Genomic DNA, 24,188 nt, shown 5'->3' on the forward strand with positions numbered 1-24,188 from the left:
CGGCACGCTCCGGTCCCGGCTCGCGCCGTTCTCGGGCGGCGGTGTCCCGTGCGTCGCCCCCCCTTGTCACGGGAACGATCTCATGAATCGTCTTCGCCGGCTGTTTCCACGGGCTCCGGCACGTAGCGCAGCACGCCCCACATGCTGTGTTCATCAGGGGCGTCCCGCGGGCCGGTGACCCGGCAGGCGTCCAGGGCCTTGTGCAGGGCGTCGCCGTTGGTGCCGGAGCCGATGAGGACGAGCTGCGTGAGGTGCTGCTCGCCGTGCGGCCACGGCTCGGGGTAGAAGCGGAGGAAGCGGCCGACGGCGTGCAGGGTGTAGCGGTTGGCGGGGTCGAGGGCGCCGAAGTCGACGAAGCCCTTGATGCGGTAGAGGCCGTCGGGGCGGGAGTCGAGGAAGTCGAGCAGTCGGCGGGGGTGCATCGGCTCGTCGGCGGTGAAGGAGACGGTGTCGTACGCCGCGTGCGGGTGGGCGTGGTGCTCGTCCTCGCGCAGGTCGTCGAAGGAGAGCTGCCCTTCCATCTCGTCGTCCCGGCGCGTGGCACGGTCGAAGAGGAGCTCGGGGTCGACCCGGCCGTACGCGGCGTCGACGACGGCGGCGCGCTCGGCGAGGCCCGCGACGGCCGTGTGGACGCGGCGCAGCTCGTCGTGGCCGACCCGGTCGGACTTGTTGACGACGACCAGGTCGGCGATGGCCAGGTGCCGGTCGGTCTCGGGGTGCCGTTCACGGGTGGCGTCGAACTCGGCGGCGTCGACGACCTCGATGAGCCCGCCGTACACGACGCGCTCGTTGTCGCTGGCGAGGATCATCCGCACCAGCTCCTGCGGCTCGGCGAGACCGCTCGCCTCGACGACGATGACGTCGAGACGGGAGGAGGGGCGGGTGAGGGTCTCCAGGTAGGTGTCGAGTTCACTCGCGTCGACGGCACAGCACAGGCAGCCGTTGCCGAGGGAGACGGTCGAGCCGACTTGTCCGGCGACGGTCATGGCGTCGATCTCGATGGAGCCGAAGTCGTTGACCATGACGCCGATGCGGGTGCCTCTGGCGCTGCGCAGCAGATGGTTGAGGAGGGTCGTCTTGCCCGACCCGAGGAAGCCCGCGAGGACGACGACGGGGATCTGCTGCACGCTGCTCAAGGGGCACCCTTCTCGGTCGGCTCCGCGTCCTGCGGCTTGCGGCCCCCAGGATAGGCGCGGGCTCCTGGCGGCAGTGACGTCGGACATTTCATAAAGGTCCTCGGCCCTCTACCGTTCCTGGCATGAGCCCCGCACCGACGTCCGCCCCCTCGTCCGCCGCGCGCGCCCCCGCGCGCCGCCGGCGGTTCGGCTGGCCGCAGCGGGTGTTCTCGCAGGTCCTGCTGATGCAGCTGGCCATCGTCGCGGGCGTGACCGTACTGGCCACCGGTCTGTTCCTGGCACCGCTGAGCGCCCAGCTCGACGACCAGGCGATGCGGCGTGCCCTGGCGATCGCGGAGACGACCGCGTCGAGCGAGGTCGCCGAGGAGCTGGCGAGTACGCCGCCGAACGCCGGCGGGCCGGTGCAGGCGGAGGCCGAGCGGATCCGGAAGGCCACCGGCGCCGAGTACGTGGTGATCATGGACCGGCGTGGTGTGCGGTGGTCGCACACCGACCCCGCCCAGATCGGCAAGGTCGTCTCCACGGACCCGAGCGAGGCCCTCGCCGGCAAGGACGTGATGGAGATCGACAGCGGTACGCTCGGGCGCTCCGCGCGCGGGAAGGTTCCGCTGCGGGACGCGGCGGGCGAGATCGTCGGGGCGGTGTCGGTCGGCATCGAGTACGACAGCGTCCGCGCACGGCTGCTGGCGGCGATCCCGGGTCTGCTGGCGTACGCGGGCGGGGCGCTGGCCGTCGGGGCACTGGCGGCGTACCTGATCTCCCGGCGTCTTCAGCGTCAGACCCATGACCTGGCCTTCTCGGACATCTCGGCGCTGCTCGCCGAGCGCGAGGCGATGCTGCACGGCATCCGCGAGGGGGTCGTGGCGCTGGACGGGGCGGGGCGGATCCGGCTGGTGAACGACGAGGCGCAGCGGCTGCTCGGTGTGGGGCCCGAGGCCACGGGCCGGTCGCTGGAGGAGGCGCTCGGCGGCGGCCGCACGACCGATGTGCTGGCGGGCCGGGTCACCGGCGAGGACCTGGTGACCGTGCGCGGGCACCGGGTGCTGATCGCCAACCGGATGCCGACGGACGACGGTGGCGCCGTCGCCACGCTGCGCGACCGGACGGAGCTGGAGCGGCTGGGGCGTGAGCTGGACTCCACGCGGGGTCTCATCGACGCCCTGCGCGCCCAGGATCATGAGCACGCCAACCGAATGCATACGCTGCTGGGGCTGCTGGAGCTGGAGATGCACGAGGAGGCGGTGGAGTTCGTCACCGAGGTGGTGGGCGTGCACCGGGCGACGGCCGAACAGGTCACCGAGAAGGTGCACGACCCGCTGCTCGCCGCGCTGCTGGTGGGCAAGGCCACGGTGGCCGCGGAACGTGGGGTCTCGCTGCGCCTGGCTCCCGGCACCCTGCTCCCCGACCGGCTGGTCGAGCCGCGGGAGCTGGTGACGGTCGTCGGCAACCTCGTGGACAACGCCGTCGACGCCGCGGCCGGATCCGCGGAACCGCTCGTCGAGGTGGAGCTGCGCGAGGAGGGTCGTACGGCGGTTCTGCGGGTCACCGACAGCGGTCCGGGCGTACCGCCCGAGCGGCGGGAGCTGGTCTTCATGGAGGGCTGGTCCACCAAGGACCTCCCCCCGCACGGGGGGCGTCGCGGACTCGGCCTGGCCATGGTGCGCCGGCTGGCCGAGCGGCAGGGCGGCAGCGCCCACGTGGCGGAGGCACCCGGCGGCGGGGCGGAGTTCACCGTCGTCCTGCCGGAGGCCCTGACCGAACCTGGGCCGACCGCCGCCTCCACCCCCGCCCCCGCTTCCCACGAGAAAGGCGCGGTGGAGACGGGTTCGGTGGAGACGGGTTCGGTGGACCCGGCTCCCGGGGGGACGGATCCCCTGGGGACGGCTCCCGTGGGCAGGATCCCGGCAGGGCGCCGGCCACCGGTGGTCGAGCCGTCAAAGGCACCTCCCGGGAGCTCTCGATGATCGGCGTGCTGGTGGTGGACGACGACACCCGGGTCGCGGAGATCAACGCCGCGTACGTGGCCAAAGTGCCGGGCTTCGAGGTCGTCGCGCTGGCCCATACGGCGGCGGAGGCGCTCGACCGGATCGAGGAGTTGCCGGTCGACCTGATCCTGCTCGACCACTACCTGCCGGACGAGAACGGCCTCGCGGTCGTACGGGAACTGCGCCGGCGCGGGCACCAGACCGACGTGATCATGGTGACCGCGGCCCGCGATGTGGCCACCGTCCAGGCGGCCCAGCGGCACGGGGCGCTCCAGTACCTGGTGAAGCCGTTCAACTTCGCGGGCCTGCGCCCCAAGCTGGAGGCGTACGCGGCGCTGCGGCGCACCCTCGACGTGGGTGGCGAGGCCGAGCAGGCGGAGGTGGACCGGATCTTCGGCGCCCTGTCGGTGAGCTCGGGAGCGCCCGACCTGCCCAAGGGCCACTCCCCCACCACGGCCGAGCTCGTACGCCAGGTGCTGCTGGCCGCGGACGGCCCGCTCTCCGCGCAGGAGATCGCGGAACGGGCGGGGGTGAGCCGGCAGACCGCCCAGAGGTATCTGAAACTGCTGGAGCGGGCGGGCCGGGTGCGCCTGACGTTGAGGTACGGCGAGACCGGCCGCCCGGAGCACCGCTACGCGTGGGCACCCTCCTAGGGCCTGTCGTGGTCCGACGGCCGGCCCCGCCGCCCCGCTTGCCCCGCCTGCCCCGCCTAGACCGCACCCGCGCCCGTCAGCGCCCGTACCTCCGTCTCCGCGTGCCGTGCCGCGTCCGGTGCCTCCGGCGACGTGACCGTCCCCAGCCAGCCGGCGAGGAAACCCAGCGGGATGGAGACCAGGCCGGGGTTCTGGAGCGGGAAGAGCTGGAAGTCCAGGCCGGGGAACAGCGCCTCGGGGCTGCCCGACACGACGGGTGAGAGCACCACCAGCAGCACCGACGGGACGAGCCCTCCGTACACCGACCAGACCGCCCCGCGCGTGGTGAACTTCCGCCAGAACAGGGTGAACAGCAGCACCGGCAGGTTCGCGGAGGCGGCGACCGCGAAGGCGAGCCCGACCAGGAAGGCCACGTTCAGGTCCCGGGCCAGCAGCCCGAGGCCGATCGCCACCGCGCCGACACCGACGGCCGCGACGCGCGCCACCGCCAGCTCGCCGTACCGCTTCGTCCCCGGCCGCTTCAGAGAGGCGTACAGGTCGTGGGCGACGGACACCGACGAGGCAAGTGTGATGCCCGCGACGACGGCGAGGATCGTCGCGAAGGCCACGGCGGCGACCACGGCGAACAGCACCGCTCCCCCGGTCGAGCCGGCACCTCCGCCCAGGTCCAGGGCGAGGAGCGGCACGGCGGTGTTGCCCGCGGCGTTCGACGCGCGGACCTCCGCCGTGCCGACGATCGCGGCGGCGCCGAAGCCCAGGACGATCGTCATCAGGTAGAAGCTGCCGATGAGGCCGATGGCCCAGACGACCGAGCGGCGGGCGGCACGCGCGGTCGGCACGGTGTAGAAGCGGGACAGGATGTGCGGCAGCCCGGCGGTCCCGAGGACGAGCGCCAGACCGAGGCTGATGAAGTCCAGGCGCGCGGTCCAGTCCCCGCCGTACTTGAGTCCGGGTGAGAGGAAGTCCCGCCCGTGACCGCTGCGTTCGGCCGCGGAGGTGAGCAGGTGGTTGATGTCGCCGTGGAAACGCACCAGGACCAGCACGGTGAGCGCGATCGCGCCCGCCATCAGCAGTACGGCCTTGACGATCTGGATCCAGGTGGTGGCCCGCATCCCTCCCAACGACACATAGATCACCATCAGCGCACCCACGCCGATCACGGTCCACGAGCGTGCGGCTCCGCTCGTACCGCCCAGCAGCAGCGCGACCAGGCTGCCCGCGCCCACCATCTGCGCCACCAGGTAGAGAACGGACACGGTGACCGCGGAAGTTCCCGACGCGATCCTCACCGGCCGCTCCCGCATCCGCGCGGCGATCACGTCGGCGAGCGTGAACCGGCCGCAATTGCGTACGAGTTCGGCCACCAGGAACAGCACCACCAGCCAGGCCACCAGGAACCCGACCGAGTAGAGCATCCCGTCGTAGCCGAAGAGCGCGATCAGGCCGGAGATGCCCAGGAAGGACGCGGCCGACATGTAGTCGCCGGCGATCGCGAAGCCGTTCTCCATGGGCGAGAACAGCCGCCCCCCGGCGCAGAACTCCTCCACCGATCCACGACGGTGACGGCCCACCCACGTCGTGATCGCCAGGGTGCCCGCGATGAACGCGCTGAACAGCAGCAGCGCGAGGACCTGGTGGTCTCCGGTCAACGCTCGACCACCCCTCGTGTCAGCTCCTGCGTCTCCCACCGCAGATCGAGCGCGGCACGGTCGCGGTACAGCCGGGCATGGCGTACGTACGCCCAGGTGAGCCCGAAGGTGGTGAGGAACTGCCCAATGCCCGCGATCATCGCCACGTTGACCGCCCCGGCCACTGGGCGGGCCATCAGCCCGGGCGCCGTGGTCGCCGCCACGACATAGGCCAGGTACCAGGCGAGAAAGGCCAGGACGGCCGGCCCGACGAAGCGCCGGTAACGGCCGCGCACCTCCTGGAAGGCGGCGCTGCGCTGCACCTCCAGGTAGATGTCGGCCGCACTGCGCTGCACCGGTGCGGGCCGGGCGGGGCCGGGCACCACGGCTGTCGCCGCGCCCGTACCGTCCACCTCGCCCCAGCCGGAGGCCAGCGCGTCGTACCACGGGTCATCGATCCGCACCGTGGCGGGATCGGGTCCTTCCCTGTTCTCCACCGGTCAACTCTCCTTGTCGGCGAACCGTTTCGGCCGCGTTCACAAGGATGGGCAGACCGGGAACATCCCGGACTCTTCTCTCCCGCTCTTCACCCCATCAGGTGACGTTATGCCCGGAAGTCCCGGCTCCGCCCGCCTTGGGGAGCCGGGACATCGGGGTGGTGGATCAGGCGTCGATGCGGGAGCGGTCCAGGGTCGCCGCGGAGCTGGTGATGAACTCCTTGCGCGGCGCCACGTCATTGCCCATCAGCAGGTCGAAGACCTGCTCCGCGGACTCCAGGTCACCGATGTTGATCCGGCGCAGGGTGCGGTGCCTCGGGTCCATCGTGGTCTCCGCGAGCTGGTCGGCGTCCATCTCGCCGAGGCCCTTGTAACGCTGGATGGAGTCCTTGTAGCGGACGCCCTTGCGCTGGAACTCCAGCAGCGTCTGCCGCAGCTCGTTGTCCGAGTACGTGTACACGTACTTGTCCTGGCCCTTCTTGGGCTGGATGAGCTCGATGCGGTGCAGCGGCGGTACGGCGGCGAAGACGCGGCCCGCCTCGACCATCGGCCGCATGTAGCGCTGGAAGAGCGTCAGCAGCAGGCAGCGGATGTGCGCGCCGTCGACGTCGGCGTCGACGAGCAGGACGATCTTGCCGTACCGGGCGGCGTCGATGTCGAAGGTCCGGCCGGATCCCGCTCCTATGACCTGGATGATCGCACCGCACTCGGCGTTCTTGAGCATGTCCGAGACGGACGACTTCTGGACGTTGAGGATCTTTCCGCGGATCGGCAGCAACGCCTGGAACTCGCTGTTCCGGGCGAGCTTGGCCGTGCCGAGCGCGGAGTCGCCCTCGACGATGAACAGCTCGCTGCGCTCCACGTCGTCGCTGCGGCAGTCGGCCAGCTTGGCGGGCAGGGAGGAGGTCTCGAGGGCGGTCTTGCGACGCTGCGCCTCCTTGTGCTGACGCGCCGCGATCCGCGTGCGAGCGGCGGCCACGGCCTTTTCCAGCACCGCGCGGGCCTGGGCCTTGGCATCGCGCTTGGTGGAGGTCAGGAAGGCCTTGAGCTCCTTGGCGACCACATTGGCGACGATGCGGTTCGCCGCCGACGTACCGAGGACCTCCTTGGTCTGGCCCTCGAACTGCGGCTCGGCGAGCCGCACGGTCACCACGGCGGTGAGGCCCTCCAGGGCGTCGTCCTTGACGATGTCGTCCTCGGCGACGCGCAGCAGCTTGGTGGCGCGCAGCACCTCGTTCATGGTCTTGGTGACCGCGCGCTCGAAGCCGGTGACATGGGTGCCGCCCTTGGGGGTGGCGATGATGTTCACGAACGACTTGATCGCGGAGTCGTACCCGGTGCCCCAGCGCAGCGCGACGTCGACGCCGAGCTCACGGGTGACCTCGGTGGGCGTCATGTGCCCGCGCTCGTCGAGGACGGGCACGGTCTCCTTGAAGGTGCCCTGGCCGGTGAGCCGCAGTACGTCGCAGACGGCCTTGTCCTGCGCCAGGTACTCGCAGAACTCGCTGATGCCCCCGTCGAAACGGAACGTCTCCTCGCTCTTGCCCTCGCCCTCGAGGTCGCGCTCGTCCCGTACGACGATGGTGAGGCCGGGCACCAGGAAGGCGGTCTGGCGGGCGCGCTGGTGCAGGTTCTCGAGGGAGAGCTTGGCGTCCTTGAGGAAGATCTGGCGGTCCGCCCAGTACCGGACACGGGTGCCGGTGCGGGTCTTCGGCACGCGCTTGGTCTTCCGCAGCCCGTTGCCGGGGTCGAACGGGGCGTCCGGACCCGACTCGGTGAAGATGCCCGGGACGCCTCGGCGGAAGCTGATCGCGTGCGTGGAGCTGCTGCGGTCGACCTCGACGTCGAGCCGGGCCGAGAGCGCGTTCACCACCGAGGCGCCCACGCCGTGCAGACCGCCGGACGCGGCGTACGAGCCGCCGCCGAACTTGCCGCCGGCGTGCAGCTTGGTCATGACGACCTCGACGCCCGAGAGACCGGTCTTGGGCTCGACGTCGACGGGGATACCGCGGCCGTTGTCCCGGACCTCCACCGAGCCGTCCTCGTGGAGGATGACCTCGATGTGGTCGCAGTACCCTCCGAGGGCCTCGTCGACGGAGTTGTCGATGATCTCCCAGAGGCAGTGCATCAGGCCCCGGCTGTCGGTGGACCCGATATACATACCGGGCCGCTTTCGAACCGCCTCGAGCCCCTCAAGGACGAGCAGGTGCCGCGCGGTGTAGTTGGAACCGTCACGGTCTGCGGTCAGCAGCGCACTGGACGGCACGGACGTATCGGCGGTCACGCGGTTCGCTCCTCGCTGAATTTGGAAAGTGGCCTGTGGGGGTAGGGCCCGGCTTCTGTCACCGGGTCAGAGGGTACAGAGGCCTGGTAGAGCCGTTGTCACGCAACCCACGTGAAAACTCATGCTAGTCCAGAGTCGCAAGGGTGTTCGATCCCTCGATGGAGTGACGTGGACATCACGTTCCCTTCCAGGCATGAACCATTTAGGCTCCGGGCACGTCCTCATGAACAACCGGCAGCCAGCCGGGAGGGCTGAACGAGACTGAACGAGACAAGCAACGCGAAACCCGTAGAGCACAGCAATACGGCTCATTCGCCGCCAACCGGCAGCAGACAGCCTCCTTGGAAAAACTTTCAGGGAAAAGCCACGAGCGGGAACGTTTTCGGCCTGGTTGGATGTTGACCCTGGTACGACAGCTCGTCGAGCTAGAGAAGAGGCGACGTGACTACTGTTCTGACCCCCGCGAGCCCGCTGACGGCCGCCGACCGCTGCGACCGCTGTGGCGCCCAGGCATATCTGCGCGTCGTGCTGACCAGCGGTGGTGAACTGCTCTTCTGTGCCCACCACGGGCGCAAGTTCGAGCCGGAACTCAAGAAGATCGCCGCGGAAATACAGGATGAGACGGACCGGCTCACCACCGTGCCGAACGCAGTCGAAGAGGACCGCTGACACTCGCATCCACGACGAGCCAGGGGCCGGTCCCGGACCGGCCGATGGGCGACCGCCCCCCGCCAGAGGGACGGTCGCCCGTTCTCATTGCGTCACGGAATGGCTTCATGCCGTAGCCGCGATCCGCTCCCGCCCGCTCCCCCGCCGCACTGCGTACGGTGAGGGGCAGTTACGCCTCGCAGAGCCGCGGAGACGGAGGCCGCCGTCCGCGGACTCGGCCCACAGGGTCGGGGTGTATGGGAGGGGCGTAGCGGGCGGGCCCACAGGGCCCTCAGAGCGCCGGCAGTACCGCTGAGACGCGCGTATAGACCCCCGGGCTGCCCGGTTCACCACAGCCGCTCCCCCACGACACCAGACCGATGAGGCGCCCACGCGCCACCAGCGGTCCTCCGCTGTCCCCCTGGCACGCGTCCCGGCCGCCTTCGGGGTGGCCCGCGCACAGCATCGTGGCGGGCAGGTACCCCCCACCGCCCGCCTCCGCCGGGTACGCCCGTGCGCACACCTCGTCCGGCAGCACCCGCACGCTCGCGGAGCGCAGCGTGTAGGCGTACGAGCCGCCGCCCGTCGTGTCGCCCCAGCCGTACACGGCGGCGCTCGTACCCGGCCGGTAGGCCGGATCGCCGCGCCGGGCCGCCTTGATGACGTACGTGCGCGGCAGCGCGCTCGCCAGCGTGAGCACGGCCAGGTCGCCGGACTGCGTATCGGCGTCGTACGCGGGGCTGATCCACGCCCCGGTCACCGGAATCTCCCGCCCTCCGGCCTCCCGCAGCTCCGTGCGGCCCGCGATGACCTTGAGGTCGCTCAGTTCATGCGCGTCCGTGCCGAGCACCGTGGGTCCCAGGCAGTGGGCGGCGGTCACCACTTTGGTGGGCGCGACGACCACACCGCCGCAGAACTGACCCGCGCGCGTACCCCCGAACCGGTCACGGCTGGAGAGGGCCACGGCCCAGGGACTGTCGGAGGCACTCACCGGCTGTCCTCCGACGACGACGCTGTCGGCGAGGGCGGGCGCGGGCGTACTGAGCGGCAGGACGGCCGAGGCCACGATGGCGGCCACGGCCGCGGTCCGCTTCCGGCTGATGGGACGACGCATACGGTCTCCTGACTCTCCGGTGAACCACCTTCACCCAGAGTCGACCAGCGCGCCGCGGCCCGCACCCTCGCGGCGTGGACTCGCCGGACATGCCGGAGGGCCCGGTTCCCCTCTCGGGGACGGCCGGGCCCTCCGCCTCGTGCAACCGCCTGACCTCAGTCGAGGTAGTCGCGCAGCACCTGGGAGCGCGACGGGTGGCGCAGCTTGGACATGGTCTTGGACTCGATCTGACGGATCCGCTCACGGGTCACGCCGTAGACCTTGCCGATCTCGTCCAGCGTCTTCGGCTGGCCGTCGGTCAGACCGAAACGCATGGAGACCACGCCGGCCTCACGCTCGGAGAGCGTGTCGAGCACCGAGTGGAGCTGCTCCTGCAGGAGCGTGAAGCTGACCGCGTCGGCCGGGACGACGGCCTCGGAGTCCTCGATCAGGTCACCGAACTCGCTGTCGCCGTCCTCGCCCAACGGGGTGTGCAGCGAGATGGGCTCGCGGCCGTACTTCTGGACCTCGATGACCTTCTCCGGGGTCATGTCGAGCTCCTTGGCCAGCTCCTCCGGGGTGGGCTCGCGGCCCAGGTCCTGGAGCATCTGGCGCTGGACGCGCGCGAGCTTGTTGATGACCTCGACCATGTGCACCGGGATACGGATGGTGCGGGCCTGGTCGGCCATGGCGCGGGTGATCGCCTGACGGATCCACCAGGTGGCGTACGTGGAGAACTTGTAGCCCTTGGTGTAGTCGAACTTCTCGACCGCGCGGATCAGACCGAGGTTGCCCTCCTGGATCAGGTCCAGGAAGAGCATGCCGCGGCCGGTGTAGCGCTTGGCGAGGGAGACCACGAGGCGGAGGTTGGCCTCCAGCAGGTGGTTCTTGGCGCGGCGGCCGTCCTCGGCGATGATCTCCAGCTCGCGCTTGAGCTTCGGGGCCAGCTTGTCGGAGTTCGCCAGCTTGTCCTCGGCGAACAGACCGGCCTCGATGCGCTTGGCGAGCTCGACCTCCTGCTCGGCGTTGAGGAGCGGGACCTTACCGATCTGCTTGAGGTAGTCCTTGACCGGGTCGGCTGTGGCACCGGCGACGGCGACCTGCTGCGCGGGCGCGTCGTCCTCGTCCTCGTCGGAGAGCACGAAGCCCTTGTTCTCGCCCTCGGCCTCCTCGTCCTCACCCTTGCCGGGCGCGACGTCCTCGAGCAGCTCCTCGCCCTCGACGACCTCGTCGGCGTCCTTCTTTGCCGTGGTCTTCTTGGCGGTGGTCTTCTTGGCGGCGGTCTTCTTCACCGCCGTCTTCTTGGCGGCGGTCTTCTTGGCTGCCGCCTTCTTGGCAGGGGTACCGGCCTCGTCGGCCGGCGCGTCCGCGCTCTGGGCCGCCGGAGCCGCGGCGGCCGCGACGGACTTCGTCACGGTCGTCTTGGCGGTGACGGTCTTGGTGGCGGTGCGCTTTGCCGGGCTCTTCGCTGCGACGCTCTTGCGGGTGCGCTTCGGCGACTCCGCTGCACTGACCATCAGCGTCACACCCTCTTCCTCGAGGATCTGATTGAGGCTGCGCAGAACATTCTTCCACTGGGTTGGCGGAATCTGGTCAGCCTCGAAGGCCCGACGCACGTCATCGCCGGCGATCTGCCCATCAGCCTTTCCCCGCTCGATGAGCGCCATCACAGACTCGGACTCGGCGATCTCCGGCGGGAGCGTACGGGATGTGCTGGCCGACACGAACAACCTCTCGGAACGATGGAAACGGCTTCCGGCCCCGCCCATGATCGGGCCGGAGCCGACGACCGTCGGCTGGGGATGTGCCGACGACGCGGGCTGAACCTCGGAGGTGCACAGCGCCATGAACGGCGGCTGTATTCCCTCCTCGGCTGTCACCTCTTAGGTCATCGCAGGGCTTCGAGGAGCGTTACGCCCAATCCGCGTGGCCCGAGTCACACCCCGTATGCATCCAAATACCCCCAGACCGGGAGGTCATCCCCTATAGCGCCGCCCAATCCCTTGTTCCTTACGGGTACGGCACGGTGTTTCCCGGGTACGCCGTCGGCCGCCGCTGCGACTTTGTGGCCGTTGCGGCCGCGCGGGCCGTGCCGGCCTTGCGGGCGCGCCGGGCCCCCAGGGCGGTCCTGGGGCCCGGCGACACACGCCGCGTACGCGAGGATGAACGCGCTGTGGGGTCAGTGCTCGCGCGGAGCGGGGACGACCCGCTCGACCTCGGGGTGCACCGTCAGCAGTTGGCGCATGGCGGCCTCGGCGGCCGGCCCGTCGCCGGTGGCGAGTGCGTCGACGATGCGCGCGTGGTGGGCGAGGCAGGGCTCGCTGGGGCGGTCACAGCTGATCGCCGGGGAGCCGGAGACCTGGAGGGCCGCGGAGACGATGCCGGAGAGGTGCTCGAGCATCCGGTTGCCCGCGAGCTGGATCAGCAGGCTGTGGAACTCGGCGTCGGCGCGGGAGAAGGTGATCACGTCACCCTGGGCGAAGGCGTGGCCCATGATCTCGACCATGTCGCCGAGACGCTGCTGAACGTCCTCGCGGCCGTGGCCGGCGGCGAGGCGCGCCGCCAGCGGCTCGATCGTCCAGCGCAGCTCGCCGAGCTCCCGGCGCTGGTCCTCGCGCTGGGGGCCGAAGGCGCGCCACTCGATGATGTCCGGATCGAGCAGGTTCCAGTCACTGACCGGGCGGACGCGGGTGCCGACGTTCGGACGGGCGCTGACGAGACCCTTGGCCTCGAGGACGCGGAGCGACTCACGCACGACGGTGCGGGAGACCTCGAAGCGCTGACCGATCTCCTCGGGTACGAGCGGCCGGTCGGCGCCCAGGTCGCCGGAGACGATCATCTGGCCGAGCTGCTGGACGAGTTGGCCGTGCAGTCCTCGGCCGCGACTGCCGGTCGTCCGCCGGCCCACCCGGCCCAGCTCCGTGTCGGCGCCTTCCCAGGCGGGGTGCGCGACGCGGTCGGCGACGGGGCCCTCCGTGTAGGGGTAGCGGTCCAGTCCGCCCGGGGCCGTGAGGCCGGTCTCCACGGGGCGGGCGGCGGTCATCATGGTGTGCGCAAGGGTACTCACGCATCCTTTGTCGGCGCGGTCTTCACGACCCTTGAGGTCTTTGGTGAAAAGCACACGAAAGGGTGATCGGCGCTCGCGCTTCAATTGACGCCTTATCGGAAGGAACCGGGCAATTTCCAAGGGAGTTGTGACCGTTTGGAGCGCCTTGGTCATCGCTCGGTCACCAACGGGCCCCCAACGGACCGCCGACGGCTACCAACGGGCTCTTCGGCGCAGTCCGGTGAACAGATAAGCGCACGTGAGCACCGTCACCGACAACACCAGTGCCGTGCCGACCGGTTGAGCGATCACCCGCACCGCCGCCAGGATCCAGCGGTCGGCCTCGTACGGCCATTCCGTCCAGGCCAGTTCGCGCAGCCGGGACGGAAGTCCGGAGATCGAACGCACAGACGGGCCGACGAGCGCCTTCTGTACGAGCGGGGCGATCACGACCGGCACGGCGAGCACGGCGGCGACCCCCGCGGCGGTCGCCCGGAAGACCCCGGCCGCCAGGAGCCCGGCCCAGGCACATCCGACGGACAGGCCGGCCCAACCGACGCAGAGCGCCGCCCAGTTTCCGGGTACGGGGATCGCGTCGCCGCCGTAGAGGAGGCGGAGCGCCCCGAGGTCGACGGCCGCGACGAGGAGGGCGAGCAGCACGGCGGTGACGGCGGTGACGGCCAGCTTGGCGAGGAGCAGCCCGAGGCGGCGTGGGACGGTGCCACGGCCGGCGGACAGGACGGGGTGGCGGTACTCGTCACCGAACGACAGCGCGCCCAGCAGACCGGCGCCCAGGGCCGCGGGCGGCAGCGGGAGGAAACCGGGCCAGGATGCCAGGACCGCGGGCAGGGGGATGCCGCCCGTGCGGGCCAGGAAGGCGGCGAGGACGGCGGAGGTGACGAGGACGGAGGCGACGGTCACGTGGGTGATGGGTACGCCCAGCAAGCGGCACAGCTCGTACCGGAGGGGTCGGAGGGGGCTGCGTACGGGCTTGCGTGTGAGCGGGGGCGCCGGCGGGCGAAGGGATTCGGCGCCGGGGCGGGGCGCCGGATCGGGCGCGGGGCCGGACCCGGTCACCTCGTCCGGCGTCATGGCGGGGTCTCGGGTGGGCGTTGGGGCGGGGGTGGCCTGGGGGGTGCCGGTGTCGCCGACCTCGTCGGCGAGTTGATGCAGGAGGACGCCGTGCCGGAAGGCGGTCTCACCGATCTCGGCGCAGTCGCTGCCGTACACGCAGAGCCGGGTGCCTTCCTCGGCGACCACCTCGACGGAGCGCTGTGCGGCGCGCGCCTCCCGGTTGACGACGGCGGCGAGCCGGGCGGCGTGGGGCGTACGGACGGCGACGCGGGGTCGCAGCCGGGTGCGGGCGAAGGTGGCGGCGTCCTGGTCGGCGACGAGCCTCCCTTCGTCGATGGTGACGACGTGGTCCGCCGTGCGGGCCGCTTCCTTGGGGTCGTCGGTGGTGTAGAGCACGGTGCCGCCGTGGGAGGCGTGGGCGCGCAGCAGGCCGAACAGCCAGCTGTTCTCACGGGGGGACAGTCCGGCGGCCGGCGCGTCGAGCAGGAGGGTGTGCGGGTCGCCCAACAGGGCGGCGGCGAGCCCGAGTCGGCGTTCCATGCCGAGGGAGAGGGTGCCGAGCCGCTGGTGGCGCAGGCCCGCGAGGCCGACGATGTCGAGCATGTCGTCGGCCCGGGAGGCCGGTACGCCGGCGGCCGCGCAGAGCATGCGCAACTGGCCGCGGCAGGTGCGCGCGGGGTGGCCGGGGACGTCGCCGAGGAGCACACCGACCTCGCGGGCGGGGTGGGCGATGCGGTGGAGGGGGCGGCCGCGGAAGTACGTGACCCCGCGGCCGGGTTCGAGTTCGAGCATCATGCGCAGCGCGGTGGTCTTGCCCGAGCCGGGGGCGCCGAGCAGTGCGGTGACACTGCCGGGTCGTGCCTCGAAGGTCAGATCGTCCACGGCGGGCGGACGGTCTCGGCGGGGGGTGCTGGTCAGTCCGATTGCCTGGAGCATCGCTTCTCCCGCGGTAGAGGAAACCGCTCGGCGGCAGGGCGGGTACCGCAGCAAGATAACGCTATATTTCGGACTTTTGGTGCAGGGTTGAGCGGTACCGCCCGGGGTGTCAGACCTCGGGGCGCAGCATCGGCGGGTTGAGCAGCGTCGCGCCTCCGGCTCGGAAGAGCTGGGCGGGCCTGCCTCCCTGACGCGTCGTGGTCCCGCCGGAGGGGACCAGGAAGCCCGGCGTGCCCGTCACCTTGCGGTGGAAGTTGCGGGGATCGAGCGCGACACCCCACACCGCCTCGTAGACCCGGCGCAGCTCGCCGACCGTGAACTCGGGCGGGCAGAAGGCCGTGGCCAGCGACGAGTACTCGATCTTGGAACGGGCGCGCTCCACTCCGTCGGCCAGGATCCGCGCGTGGTCGAAGGCGAGGGGCGCGGGCGGCTCGCCCTCACGGCCGAAGCCGTCCTCCTGGTTCAGCAGCTCGTCGACGGGTGCCCAGCGGGCGCTGTTGGCGTCGCCGCCCGCGCGCGGCGCGGGAAGGTCGGGCGCGAGCACCAGGTGGGCGACGCTGACGACCCGCATACGGGGGTCCCGCTTGGGGTCTCCGTAGGTGGCGAGCTGTTCGAGGTGGGCGCCATTGCCGGCTTCGGGCAGCGGGGTGCCCGGGTCGTGGGCGCACAGCCCGGTCTCCTCGACCAACTCGCGCGCCGCGGCCGCGCCGAGGTCCTCGTCGGGCCGTACGAACCCGCCCGGCAGTGCCCAGCGCCCCTGGAACGGCGGTTCTCCACGGCGTACGACCAGTGCGCACAAGGCGTGGCGGCGAACCGTGAGCACCACCAGGTCGACGGTCACGGCGAAGGGCGGAAAGGCCGACGGGTCGTAGGGCGACATGCGCCGATCATAGTCGTCTTCCTGACGATAAACACCTCCCCCAGCTTCCCCGGCCGCCACTTCTTCCTCTCCTGTGACAGGCCGGGTCCGCCCTCCGCGCGCACGGCGCGCACCTGGTCACACACCCAGCTGAAGCCCGGGGGCGGCCTCCTCCACCATGCCCAGCCCCAGCCTGCTGACCCGTACGGCGAAGGGTTCACCGGCGACGCACAGCCCGGACAGGCGGATCGCCCCCAGCGGGGCACCGCGCATCGGCTGGAGGGCCACCGTGCGCGCCGGTACGTCGGGGCGGATTCCGGCCAGGGCGGTGAGCAGGTGGACACCGGCAGCCGAGGCCACCGCCGCGGGGCGGCACGCGGCGGGATGCGGGACGGGCGCAGCCCCCGTCGCGCGCTGGTCGCCCGCGAACATCTCGGGCAGCCGGTACGCGAACGCCTCGGCCACGTCGAGCAGGCCGCGCAGCAGGGAGGTCGCCTCCCTCTCGTACCCCGCGGCGGCCAGGCCCGCGACGGCGACGGCCGTCTCATGGACCCGGACCGCCCCCGAGCGGTGGCCGAAGGGGTTGTGAGCGGGCTCCTTGGCCCCGAGGCTGCGCAGACCCCAGCCGGTGTCCATGGCGGGGCTGCCGAGCAGCCGGGCCAGCTGCTCGGTCTGCACCTTGTCGAGCAGCCCGTCGGCGAACCGACCGCAGCCGAGGAGGCCGGTGTCGAGAAGGTGTGCCGCGCCGCCTCCCAGATACGGCAGCGGGCGGCCCGCGGGCGTACGGGCGGCGGCGGGGCGGCCGCCGGTCGGGTCGTCGAGCCAGAACTCGTCCTGGAAGCGGTGTCGCAGGACATGAGCCCAGTCACGCCAGTCGTCGGCCCCGGGCCGGCCGCACGCCTCCAGGAGGTCGGCGCCGAGAAGGGCGGCCCGGTGCGCATGGGCCTGGGTTTCGGCGCGGTGGAGTCCGGCAGGGCCGGGCTCGCGCAGCAGGCCGCTCTCGTCGGCGGTGGCTCGCAACCAGTGGAGGCACCGCTCGGCGGCCGGGAGCAGCTCCGCGAGGTCCTGCTCGGGCAGGCCCCAGCGGTGGGCCTCCGCCAGCACGGCGGGGAAGGCGAGAGTCGCCTCGGTGCCCGTGCAGCTGGGCGGCAGGTGGGGTCCGGTGTCGCGCAGCGGTCCGGGGATGTGTCCCGCACCCGGGCCGGGGCCGGAGAGCTGGGTGCGGGCGAGGGTTCGCAGCGTGGTGACGGCGAGCCGGGTGCCGAGCGGGAGGGCCATGCGGGCGGCCCACAGCGCCTCCGCGGGGGCCGGGCCGCAGCGCCACGGCACACCGGCAGCGGGATGGAGGTCGGCCGGGTGCGCCGGATCGCGCACCAGGAGCGCCCGTAGATCTCCGAGGCCCACCCGGAGGAGCCTCTCCACGCGGGGATCGTCTCCCTCGGCGTGGGCATCGGCGAGGGGGCTGCGGCCGCCCGTCCGCCCCACGGGCCGCGTTGTGCCCGGAGGGGCAGCCCGTACCTCGAGGACGATGGTGCGGGCGGCGCCGGGACGGAGCTCCAGCTCCCATCGCAGCAGCCCGGCGGAGGCCAGGGTGTCCTTGGGCGGCGGGTCGGCGGTGACTGTCGCACGGCCGCCATCGGGCGCCGACCAGCGCAGGCCCGAGTCGTGGACCGCCGCGCGCAGCTCGGCGGTCGGCCGGCCGGACGCGACGGCACCCAGGTCCGCCAGGTCAGTGCCCATGGCGATCTCGACGGGCAGCCGGAGGGTCCGGCCCACCGAACTGCGGAAGGTGATCCGCTCGGTGCCGTCCGCGCATCTGACCCGCTCCACTCCGACGCCCGGATCGGGGCCGGGGTCGGCGGAGGTGCGCACCACCGCGACGAACCGGGCCCGGTCGGCGGACAGGAGCCGGCCCTGCACCGTGACCGGTTCCCGGTCCGCCACGCGCAGGTGGCAGCGGGAAAGGACGCGGCGACCCGAGTGGTAGACACCTTCGAGGCCGTGGCCGGTGAGCTGTCCGTGCGACGGGGAGACGGCGAAGGAGGGCAGCGCCACGCAGATGATCGCATCGTGCACGGGCGGCAGTTCCCCTGGACGCACCGGTCCGGGGGGCGCCGGACCGGCGGCCGAGGGACGGCGGAACGGGGGGACGGGGGATCGGGACGGGACGGTGAGGTCCATGGGTGGTGTGCTGAGCCTTCTGTGCGCTCCGGACAGCCGCTGGTGGTACGACGGCACGGGTCGGACGACTCCGCCACACAGGGGAACGGCGCCACCCGGGTCCTGGTCACGCCCCTCATCGCCCGCTCCTGCCTCCGCGCCCTCCGCCACGACGGGCCGCGCGGCTCCGGGAACGCGCCCCGCCCCCGTCCGGCCCGGCCGCACCGGGAAGCGGGGTCGAGACGCTCCTCCCGGCGGGGATCCGTGCCGACCGGCGCCTCGCGCGGCGGCGCACCGTCGGCATGCCCGCCCCCGCCCGCGCGCCCGGCCGTGTCCGCGCACCGGACGCGGCCCGGGTCTCGGCGGCGGTCCGCGCGTCGCGCTCCTCACGGAGGCACCGGCGCAGCGACTCGGGGTCGAGGCCCTCGTTACAGGCCTGGTGCAGGAGCCTGGCGAACACGTACTCCGGGTCGGCGTCCAGGGCGAGGCCGAGCGCCACGCGGGCGGCGGGTTCGTCACCGGTCGACCAGGCGACCCAGCCGGCGAGCGTCAGCGGTGCGGCCGAATGCTCGACGTAGGCCCCCACGCAACGGCGGGCAAGTGCACGCCAGAGCCGCAGAGCCGGTGCCGCTTCCGCCCCCTCCATCCACTCCGCCGCCCGGTCCCGGGTCTCCCGGTCCTGAAGCCCCAGGATGACGGCGGCCGCCTCGTCGTGCCGGATCAGTGCGTCGTCCTGGGCATCGGCCGCCGTCGGGTCCGTGATCCGTGGGCCGTCCGCGAGGCGCTTCATGAGCTCCTCCGCCAGGTGGATCGTCTCCGTGCGCACCGTGGCGCGGCCTTCCCCGTCAAGGATCCTGGGCACCAGGGCCGCCCCGGTGGAGTCGAGTGCCCGCAACTGGTCGCCCGACCGAGCCGCCTCGTACGGCCACGGCCGCAGGCGTCCCTCCATCTCACGCAGTGAGCCGCGCACCTGGATGCCGGCGTACGCGGCGGCGGCCGCCATCACCGACGTACCCGGCAGGGCCAGGGGATTCCCCTCGGGCGGGCAGCAGCGGGTGTCGGGGCAGCAGTAGGACCAGAAGCGGCCGTCGGAGATGCAGAGCGCTTCGTACACCGGCACGTCGAGGGTGCCGCAGGCGGTGCGCAGCCGCTGGGCGAGCGGACGCAGACGCTCCATGACACGGCGGCCGGTCTCCCCGTCGGCCGGGTCCTGGCAGAGGAAGACGACGATGCCGTCGGGTCGCGAACCGCGCCGCTCACATCCCTCGACGAGGCACTCGGCGAGCTGCTCGGCCACGGGCGGCCACTCTCGCGGGGAGCGCGGGATGCCGAGCCTGAGCCGGCCGCCGAAGCGGCCCCGGTCGCCGTGGAGAGCGACCATCACGATCGAGTCGGTCGGGTGATAACCCATCATGTACGGCAGTGCGTCGGCTAGTTCGGCCGGGCCACGCAGGGTGATCTGCTGCTGGTCGTCGGCGGGTCCGGTGGTCTCGTGGTGCTTGTTCATGGCCACGACGGTCCCGCGAACGACGCCGGCCGTCGACCCCTGTGGACAACCGCGGGACGGCGTGGAACGTCGCTGTCCACAGGCGCGGCGGCTCGCTCGCGCACGGACTGCCCGACTGGTATACGCGCCGCGCGCCGCGCGACACGTCGTATCGCACTCGGCCGCCGGTCGGCCGGATCGCCGCTCGGCCGGATCGCCGGATCGCCGGTCGGCCGGTTCGGCTCGCCGGATCGCCTGTCGGCCGGGTTTCTCATTCGCCGGTTCGCCGGTTCGCATCGCCGGTGCGCCGGTACGCCGGTTCATTTCACCGGTACGCCGGTCCGCTGGTTCGCTGGTTCGCCTGTGCACCGGATCGCCGGTCCGTTTCACCGGTGCGCCGGTCCGCTGATTCGCTTGTGCGCCGGTTCGCCGGTTCGCCGGTTGTCAGACCCGTGCTGTTGCATGGGGGCATGGAGCACACGAGCAACGCAGGATCCAGCACCCTTCGCGCAGCCGCGGATGCCGTGCTCGCCCGCCTCGTCGGGGACGACAGCGGCACCGCCCGGCTGCGGGAGGATCAGTGGCGCGCGATCGAGGCGCTGGTCGCCGAGAAGCGGCGGGCGCTCGTCGTGCAGCGCACCGGCTGGGGCAAGTCGGCCGTGTACTTCGTCGCGACCTCGCTGCTGCGCGAGCGGGGCAGCGGCCCGACCGTGATCGTCTCACCCCTGCTCGCGCTCATGCGCAACCAGGTGGAGGCGGCGGCGCGGGCCGGCATCCGCGCCCGGACGATCAACTCCTCCAACACCGAGGAGTGGGAGACGGTCCAGCAGGAAGTGGCCGAGGGCGCGGTCGATGTGCTGCTCGTCAGCCCCGAGCGGCTCAACAACCCGGACTTCCGCGATCAGGTGCTGCCCCGGCTCGCCGCCGCGACCGGCCTGCTGGTGGTGGACGAGGCGCACTGCATCTCCGACTGGGGCCACGACTTCCGGCCCGACTACCGGCGGCTGCGCACCATGCTGGCCGAGCTGCCGCCCGGCGTTCCGGTCCTCGCCACCACCGCCACGGCCAACGCGCGGGTGACGGCGGACGTCGCCGAGCAGCTGGGCACCGGAGCGGGCACGGACGCGCTCGTCCTGCGCGGCCCGCTGGACCGGGAGAGCCTGAGCCTGGGGGTGCTCCGGCTGCCGGACGCGGCCCACCGCCTGGCCTGGCTGGCCGACCACCTCGGCGAGTTGCCCGGCTCGGGGATCATCTACACGCTCACGGTCGCTGCCGCCGAGGAGGTGACCGCCTACCTGCGTCAGTGCGGCCACACCGTGGCCTCGTACACCGGCCGCACGGAGAATGCGGACCGCCAGCAGGCCGAGGAGGACCTGCTGGCCAACCGGGTCAAGGCGCTGGTGGCCACCTCGGCGCTCGGTATGGGCTTCGACAAGCCGGACCTCGGCTTCGTCGTGCACCTGGGCTCGCCCTCCTCCCCCATCGCCTACTACCAGCAGGTGGGCCGGGCGGGCCGTGGCGTGGAGCACGCGGAAGTGCTACTGCTGCCCGGCAAGGAGGACGAGGCGATCTGGCAGTACTTCGCCTCGGTCGCCTTCCCGCCCGAGGAGCAGGTGCGCCGCACCCTCGACGTGCTGGCGCACGCCGGCCGGCCGCTGTCCCTGCCCGCCCTGGAGCCGCTGGTGGAGCTGCGCCGCACCCGCCTGGAGACGATGCTCAAGGTCCTCGACGTGGACGGCGCGGTGCGCCGGGTGAAGGGTGGCTGGACCTCCACGGAGCAGCCCTGGTCCTACGACTCCGAGCGGTACGCGTGGGTGGCGCGGCAGCGAGAGGCGGAGCAGCAGGCGATGCGTGACTACGCGTCGGCGAACGGGTGCCGGATGGAGTTCCTGCGCCGGCAGCTGGACGACGAGGAGGCCGCTCCGTGCGGTCGCTGCGACAACTGCGCCGGGCCCCGATTCGACGCCAAGGTGTCGGGGGCGGCGCTGGACGCCGCGCGTGGAGAGCTGGGTCGGCCCGGGGTGGAGGTCGAGCCGCGCAAGATGTGGCCGACCGGGCTGCCCGCGGCCGGGGTCGACCTCAAGGGCCGTATCCCCGCCGGTGAACAGTCCTTCCCGGGACGGGCGCTGGGACGGCTCTCCGACATCGGATGGGGCAACCGACTGCGTCCGATGCTGGCGCCGGGGGCGGCTGACGGCCCGGTACCGGACGATGTGGTGGACGCGGTGGTGCGGGTGCTCGCCGACTGGGCCAAGGCGCCGGGCGGTTGGGCGTCCGGGGCGCCGGACGCACCACCGCGACCGGTGGGCGTGGTCACGGTCGCCTCGCTCAGCAGGCCGCAGCTCGTGGGCTCACTGGGCCGACGGATCGCCGAGGTGGGCAGGATGCCGCTGCTCGGCTCCGTCGAGTACGCCCCGGAGGCGTCGGACACCCGGATCTCACGGACCAACAGCGCGCAGCGGGTGCTGGGTCTGCACCGGGCGCTGACCGTGCCGCCCGCGCTGGCCGGGGAGTTGGCGTCGGCCGGGGGGCCGGTGCTGCTGGTCGACGACCTCTCTGACAGTGGCTGGACGCTCGCCGTGGCGGCGCGGCTGCTGCGCCGGGCCGGCGCGGGGGGAGTGTTTCCGCTGGTCCTCGCCGTTCAAGGGTGACGGGACGCGTCATCCCCGAGACGATGGGGAAGGATATGAGTGCCATACCATCCCATTCCCGGCAGCAGCCCCAATTGCTCGTTGCCGCTTGCCCGTTCCGCCAGCAAGAATTGGAATCCGCTCCCCGCACGGTCTGTTCGCGGTCCAGAAGGGCTGTGCCGGTGCGTCCCTCACTCGACCCTGCCCGCTCTGTGGGCGCGTATGCGAAGGGAGGACCGTGACCTTCGGATTCGCTCCGTCCGCAGCCACCTCGATCAGCACGCCCGCCGACCCCGCCAGCCGCCTCGCCCGGATGCTCGAACCCGCCGAGTGGGCGGCGGCCGGGATTCCGCTGCTGCGCAATCCGCGCGAGGTCGTCAGCGGCCTGCACGCCCGCCACCGCCCGACGCCCGCGACCGCCGTCGTCGCCGTCCTCGACCATGAGGAGCGGTTGACCGCCAGTGCCTCGTTCGCGCGCCGCGCCTCGCCCGCGGACGGCTGGGAGTTCCGCAACTCCCTGCTCGCGCACCTCCGCAGGGTCATCCCGCACGATCTGCGGCGCCGTACCCCGGTACGGACCGCCGTCCTGCTCTACTGCCGTGACGGCGACGAGCGGTGGACGGAGGAGGACGGGGCGTGGATGTGGGGGCTGCGGGACGCCTGCACGCTGCACGGGCTGCGGTGCGGCGCGTACATCACCCTGACCCGTGGCGGCTGGCAGGTACTGGGCGAGGGCCGGGGTGGCCGACGCCCGCACTCGGCCTCGCCGGCCGGTGATCTGGCGGACGCCTCGGCCGACGAGATACTCCCGGCTCCGCGCACCGCGAGCGGCGCCGCGGAGCCCTTGCGCCGCACGGCGGCCCGCTGAGGCGCCGGGAGCACCGGGACACCCTGAACCACCCGCACGGCAAACGGTCACCGCACACAGTCACCACGAGGGTTCACCGCCGGCCGGTCACCGGGGCCGGAACCGCGACCGTCACCGGAACCGGAACCGCGACCGGTCACCGCGACCGGTCACCGCGACCGGTCACCGCGGCCGACGACCTCGGCCGCCCGCACGCGTGACCACTGCAGGCGTGTCGGCCACCCGGTACGGCCTCCCCGTCGCGCGACAGGCCACCGCCGTGAAGCGCCACAGCGCACAGCGCCGCCACAGGCGGCTCCGGCAGCCGGACGGGAGGGAAAACGGGAGCGGGAACGGCGTACCGTCCCGCCTGCTCCGGCTCCGTCCGTCGACACCTCCCGGTGGCACACCCCCGGCGGCACCGGCAGCCGGCCCCTGACACCGGCGCCCCGGACGGGACGCAGTGCCAGGTGCGGGCCCCTGGAACGCCGTGTACGCGCGTACGGCTCAGACGCCGGCGCCGAGCACCGCGTTGATCCGCTGCGGGTCGCCGCAGACGATCAGCAGCGCGGTCGCCCTGGCCATCGCCGCCGGCAGGGCGCGGGCAGCCGCGTCGTCGCCGCCGCCGTTGACCGCCACGACCACCACTGGCCGGGCCGAGGCGCGCTCCACGGCAGCCGCGTCCGCGAAGAACACGTCGTCGCGGGCGTCGTGCTGGGCCCAGTAGGACGCGTCGCCGAAGGACAGCTCGTGGGTGGCCCACGGGTGCGGGTCGCCGGTGGTCAGGACCAGGATGTCGCCCGGCGACCGACCGGTTTCGAGCAGCAGGTCGACCGCCTCTTCGGCGGCGTCGAGCGCGCCGCCCGTGGGAGCGGGGATCAGCTGGATCTGCGGTTGGGTCGCGGACGGGGGCCGTGGCGCGGAACGATTCTCCGGCCGGGACACCGGGGGATGCGCCGCACCGGTGTGCTGACGCGGCGATGCCGGAGGCGTGGGCCGGGCCGGGCCGGGGCCGGGACGCGGCGAGGCCGCGGAACGCGGACCGGGTACGGGTCGGGGGGTCGGCGCGGGGCGGCCGGCGGCCGGAGTTGCGCGGGGACCCTGGGCACTCTCGTGAATCTGAGGCTCCTCGGGGATGAGAGGCATAACTGGATGTCTATCAAACGCCGGTGCGAGTGACACCGGCGGGTGGCGCATACACGCGACGCGTACGGATGACGAATGCG

General features: G+C 72.3%; 18 protein-coding genes. 6 read left to right on the forward strand and 12 right to left on the reverse strand.

From position 1 onward, the window contains the following. Positions 1-80: 80 nt before the first annotated feature. Entirely contained in the window at positions 81-1,127 is a 1,047-nt protein-coding gene (locus tag ACZ6C1_RS10220; protein ID WP_469239872.1) for a CobW family GTP-binding protein, read from the reverse strand. Between the two features lie 131 nt (positions 1,128-1,258). Here ACZ6C1_RS10220 and ACZ6C1_RS10225 point away from each other — a divergent pair, with 131 nt between their 5' ends. Next, on the forward strand, positions 1,259-3,100 hold the full coding sequence (locus tag ACZ6C1_RS10225) for a sensor histidine kinase (protein ID WP_469239670.1): 1,842 nt from the start codon (positions 1,259-1,261) through the stop codon (positions 3,098-3,100). Beyond that, complete coding sequence (locus tag ACZ6C1_RS10230; protein ID WP_469239671.1) at positions 3,097-3,774, forward strand: DUF7342 family protein; 678 nt, start codon at positions 3,097-3,099, stop codon at positions 3,772-3,774. Before ACZ6C1_RS10225 ends, ACZ6C1_RS10230 begins: the two co-directional genes overlap by 4 nt. Positions 3,775-3,830: 56 nt before the next feature. Here ACZ6C1_RS10230 and ACZ6C1_RS10235 read toward each other — a convergent pair whose 3' ends face one another. From ACZ6C1_RS10235 to ACZ6C1_RS10245, 3 genes are all read right to left on the reverse strand, one after another. Then, a complete protein-coding gene (locus tag ACZ6C1_RS10235) occupies positions 3,831-5,423 on the reverse strand; it encodes a solute symporter family protein (RefSeq protein ID WP_469239672.1) in 1,593 nt (530 codons plus the stop codon). Further along, positions 5,420-5,899, reverse strand: a complete 480-nt coding sequence (locus ACZ6C1_RS10240) for a DUF485 domain-containing protein (RefSeq protein WP_469239673.1) — start codon at positions 5,897-5,899, stop codon at positions 5,420-5,422. The genes ACZ6C1_RS10235 and ACZ6C1_RS10240 overlap by 4 nt, the downstream gene beginning before the upstream one ends. A gap of 166 nt (positions 5,900-6,065) precedes the next feature. Continuing rightward, positions 6,066-8,183, reverse strand: a complete 2,118-nt coding sequence (locus ACZ6C1_RS10245) for a DNA gyrase/topoisomerase IV subunit B (RefSeq protein ID WP_469239675.1) — start codon at positions 8,181-8,183, stop codon at positions 6,066-6,068. A gap of 441 nt (positions 8,184-8,624) precedes the next feature. On the opposite strand from ACZ6C1_RS10245, the gene ACZ6C1_RS10250 reads away from it, so the two are divergent. Continuing rightward, positions 8,625-8,852 carry a DUF7455 domain-containing protein gene (locus tag ACZ6C1_RS10250; RefSeq protein WP_073755413.1) on the forward strand — a complete coding sequence of 76 codons (228 nt, stop codon included), beginning with the start codon at positions 8,625-8,627 and terminating at the stop codon, positions 8,850-8,852. A gap of 271 nt (positions 8,853-9,123) precedes the next feature. Here the strand turns inward: ACZ6C1_RS10250 and ACZ6C1_RS10255 are convergent, their stop codons facing one another. Continuing rightward, complete coding sequence (locus tag ACZ6C1_RS10255) at positions 9,124-9,945, reverse strand: serine protease (protein WP_469239678.1); 822 nt, start codon at positions 9,943-9,945, stop codon at positions 9,124-9,126. A 155-nt stretch (positions 9,946-10,100) separates the two neighbouring features. Then, positions 10,101-11,648, reverse strand: a complete 1,548-nt coding sequence (locus ACZ6C1_RS10260; protein ID WP_469239680.1) for an RNA polymerase sigma factor — start codon at positions 11,646-11,648, stop codon at positions 10,101-10,103. Between ACZ6C1_RS10260 and ACZ6C1_RS10265 the strand changes: the two genes are divergently transcribed. Then, positions 11,581-11,748 (forward strand): hypothetical protein, encoded by a 168-nt coding sequence (locus tag ACZ6C1_RS10265; protein ID WP_179166852.1) that lies wholly within the window; start codon positions 11,581-11,583, stop codon positions 11,746-11,748. The genes ACZ6C1_RS10260 and ACZ6C1_RS10265 overlap by 68 nt on opposite strands. Before the next feature lie 355 nt (positions 11,749-12,103). Here ACZ6C1_RS10265 and ACZ6C1_RS10270 read toward each other — a convergent pair whose 3' ends face one another. From ACZ6C1_RS10270 to ACZ6C1_RS10290, 5 genes are all read right to left on the reverse strand, one after another. Beyond that, a complete protein-coding gene (locus tag ACZ6C1_RS10270) occupies positions 12,104-12,991 on the reverse strand; it encodes a FadR/GntR family transcriptional regulator (RefSeq protein ID WP_469239681.1) in 888 nt (295 codons plus the stop codon). A 192-nt stretch (positions 12,992-13,183) separates the two neighbouring features. Further along, positions 13,184-14,980: an ABC transporter ATP-binding protein gene (locus ACZ6C1_RS10275; RefSeq protein WP_469239683.1), complete on the reverse strand. Its 1,797-nt coding sequence runs from the start codon at positions 14,978-14,980 to the stop codon at positions 13,184-13,186. A 109-nt stretch (positions 14,981-15,089) separates the two neighbouring features. Then, the gene (locus ACZ6C1_RS10280) at positions 15,090-15,860 is read right to left on the reverse strand and encodes an NUDIX hydrolase (protein WP_469239685.1); all 771 of its coding nucleotides are present in this window, start codon (positions 15,858-15,860) and stop codon (positions 15,090-15,092) included. Between the two features lie 117 nt (positions 15,861-15,977). Further along, positions 15,978-17,915, reverse strand: a complete 1,938-nt coding sequence (locus tag ACZ6C1_RS10285; protein WP_469239687.1) for a glycogen debranching N-terminal domain-containing protein — start codon at positions 17,913-17,915, stop codon at positions 15,978-15,980. Between the two features lie 220 nt (positions 17,916-18,135). Beyond that, positions 18,136-19,506, reverse strand: a complete 1,371-nt coding sequence (locus tag ACZ6C1_RS10290; RefSeq protein ID WP_469239689.1) for a DUF4192 domain-containing protein — start codon at positions 19,504-19,506, stop codon at positions 18,136-18,138. 449 nt (positions 19,507-19,955) lie between these two features. Here ACZ6C1_RS10290 and ACZ6C1_RS10295 point away from each other — a divergent pair, with 449 nt between their 5' ends. Together ACZ6C1_RS10295 and ACZ6C1_RS10300 are read left to right on the forward strand one after the other, a co-directional pair. Then, on the forward strand, positions 19,956-22,136 hold the full coding sequence (locus tag ACZ6C1_RS10295; RefSeq protein WP_469239691.1) for a RecQ family ATP-dependent DNA helicase: 2,181 nt from the start codon (positions 19,956-19,958) through the stop codon (positions 22,134-22,136). Between the two features lie 217 nt (positions 22,137-22,353). Continuing rightward, positions 22,354-22,983, forward strand: a complete 630-nt coding sequence (locus tag ACZ6C1_RS10300) for a hypothetical protein (RefSeq protein ID WP_469239693.1) — start codon at positions 22,354-22,356, stop codon at positions 22,981-22,983. Between the two features lie 486 nt (positions 22,984-23,469). Here ACZ6C1_RS10300 and ACZ6C1_RS10305 read toward each other — a convergent pair whose 3' ends face one another. After that, positions 23,470-24,108 carry a hypothetical protein gene (locus tag ACZ6C1_RS10305; protein ID WP_469239695.1) on the reverse strand — a complete coding sequence of 213 codons (639 nt, stop codon included), beginning with the start codon at positions 24,106-24,108 and terminating at the stop codon, positions 23,470-23,472. Between the last annotated feature and the right edge of the window lie 80 nt (positions 24,109-24,188).

This window comes from Streptomyces sp. NPDC041796 (genome assembly GCF_055590785.1).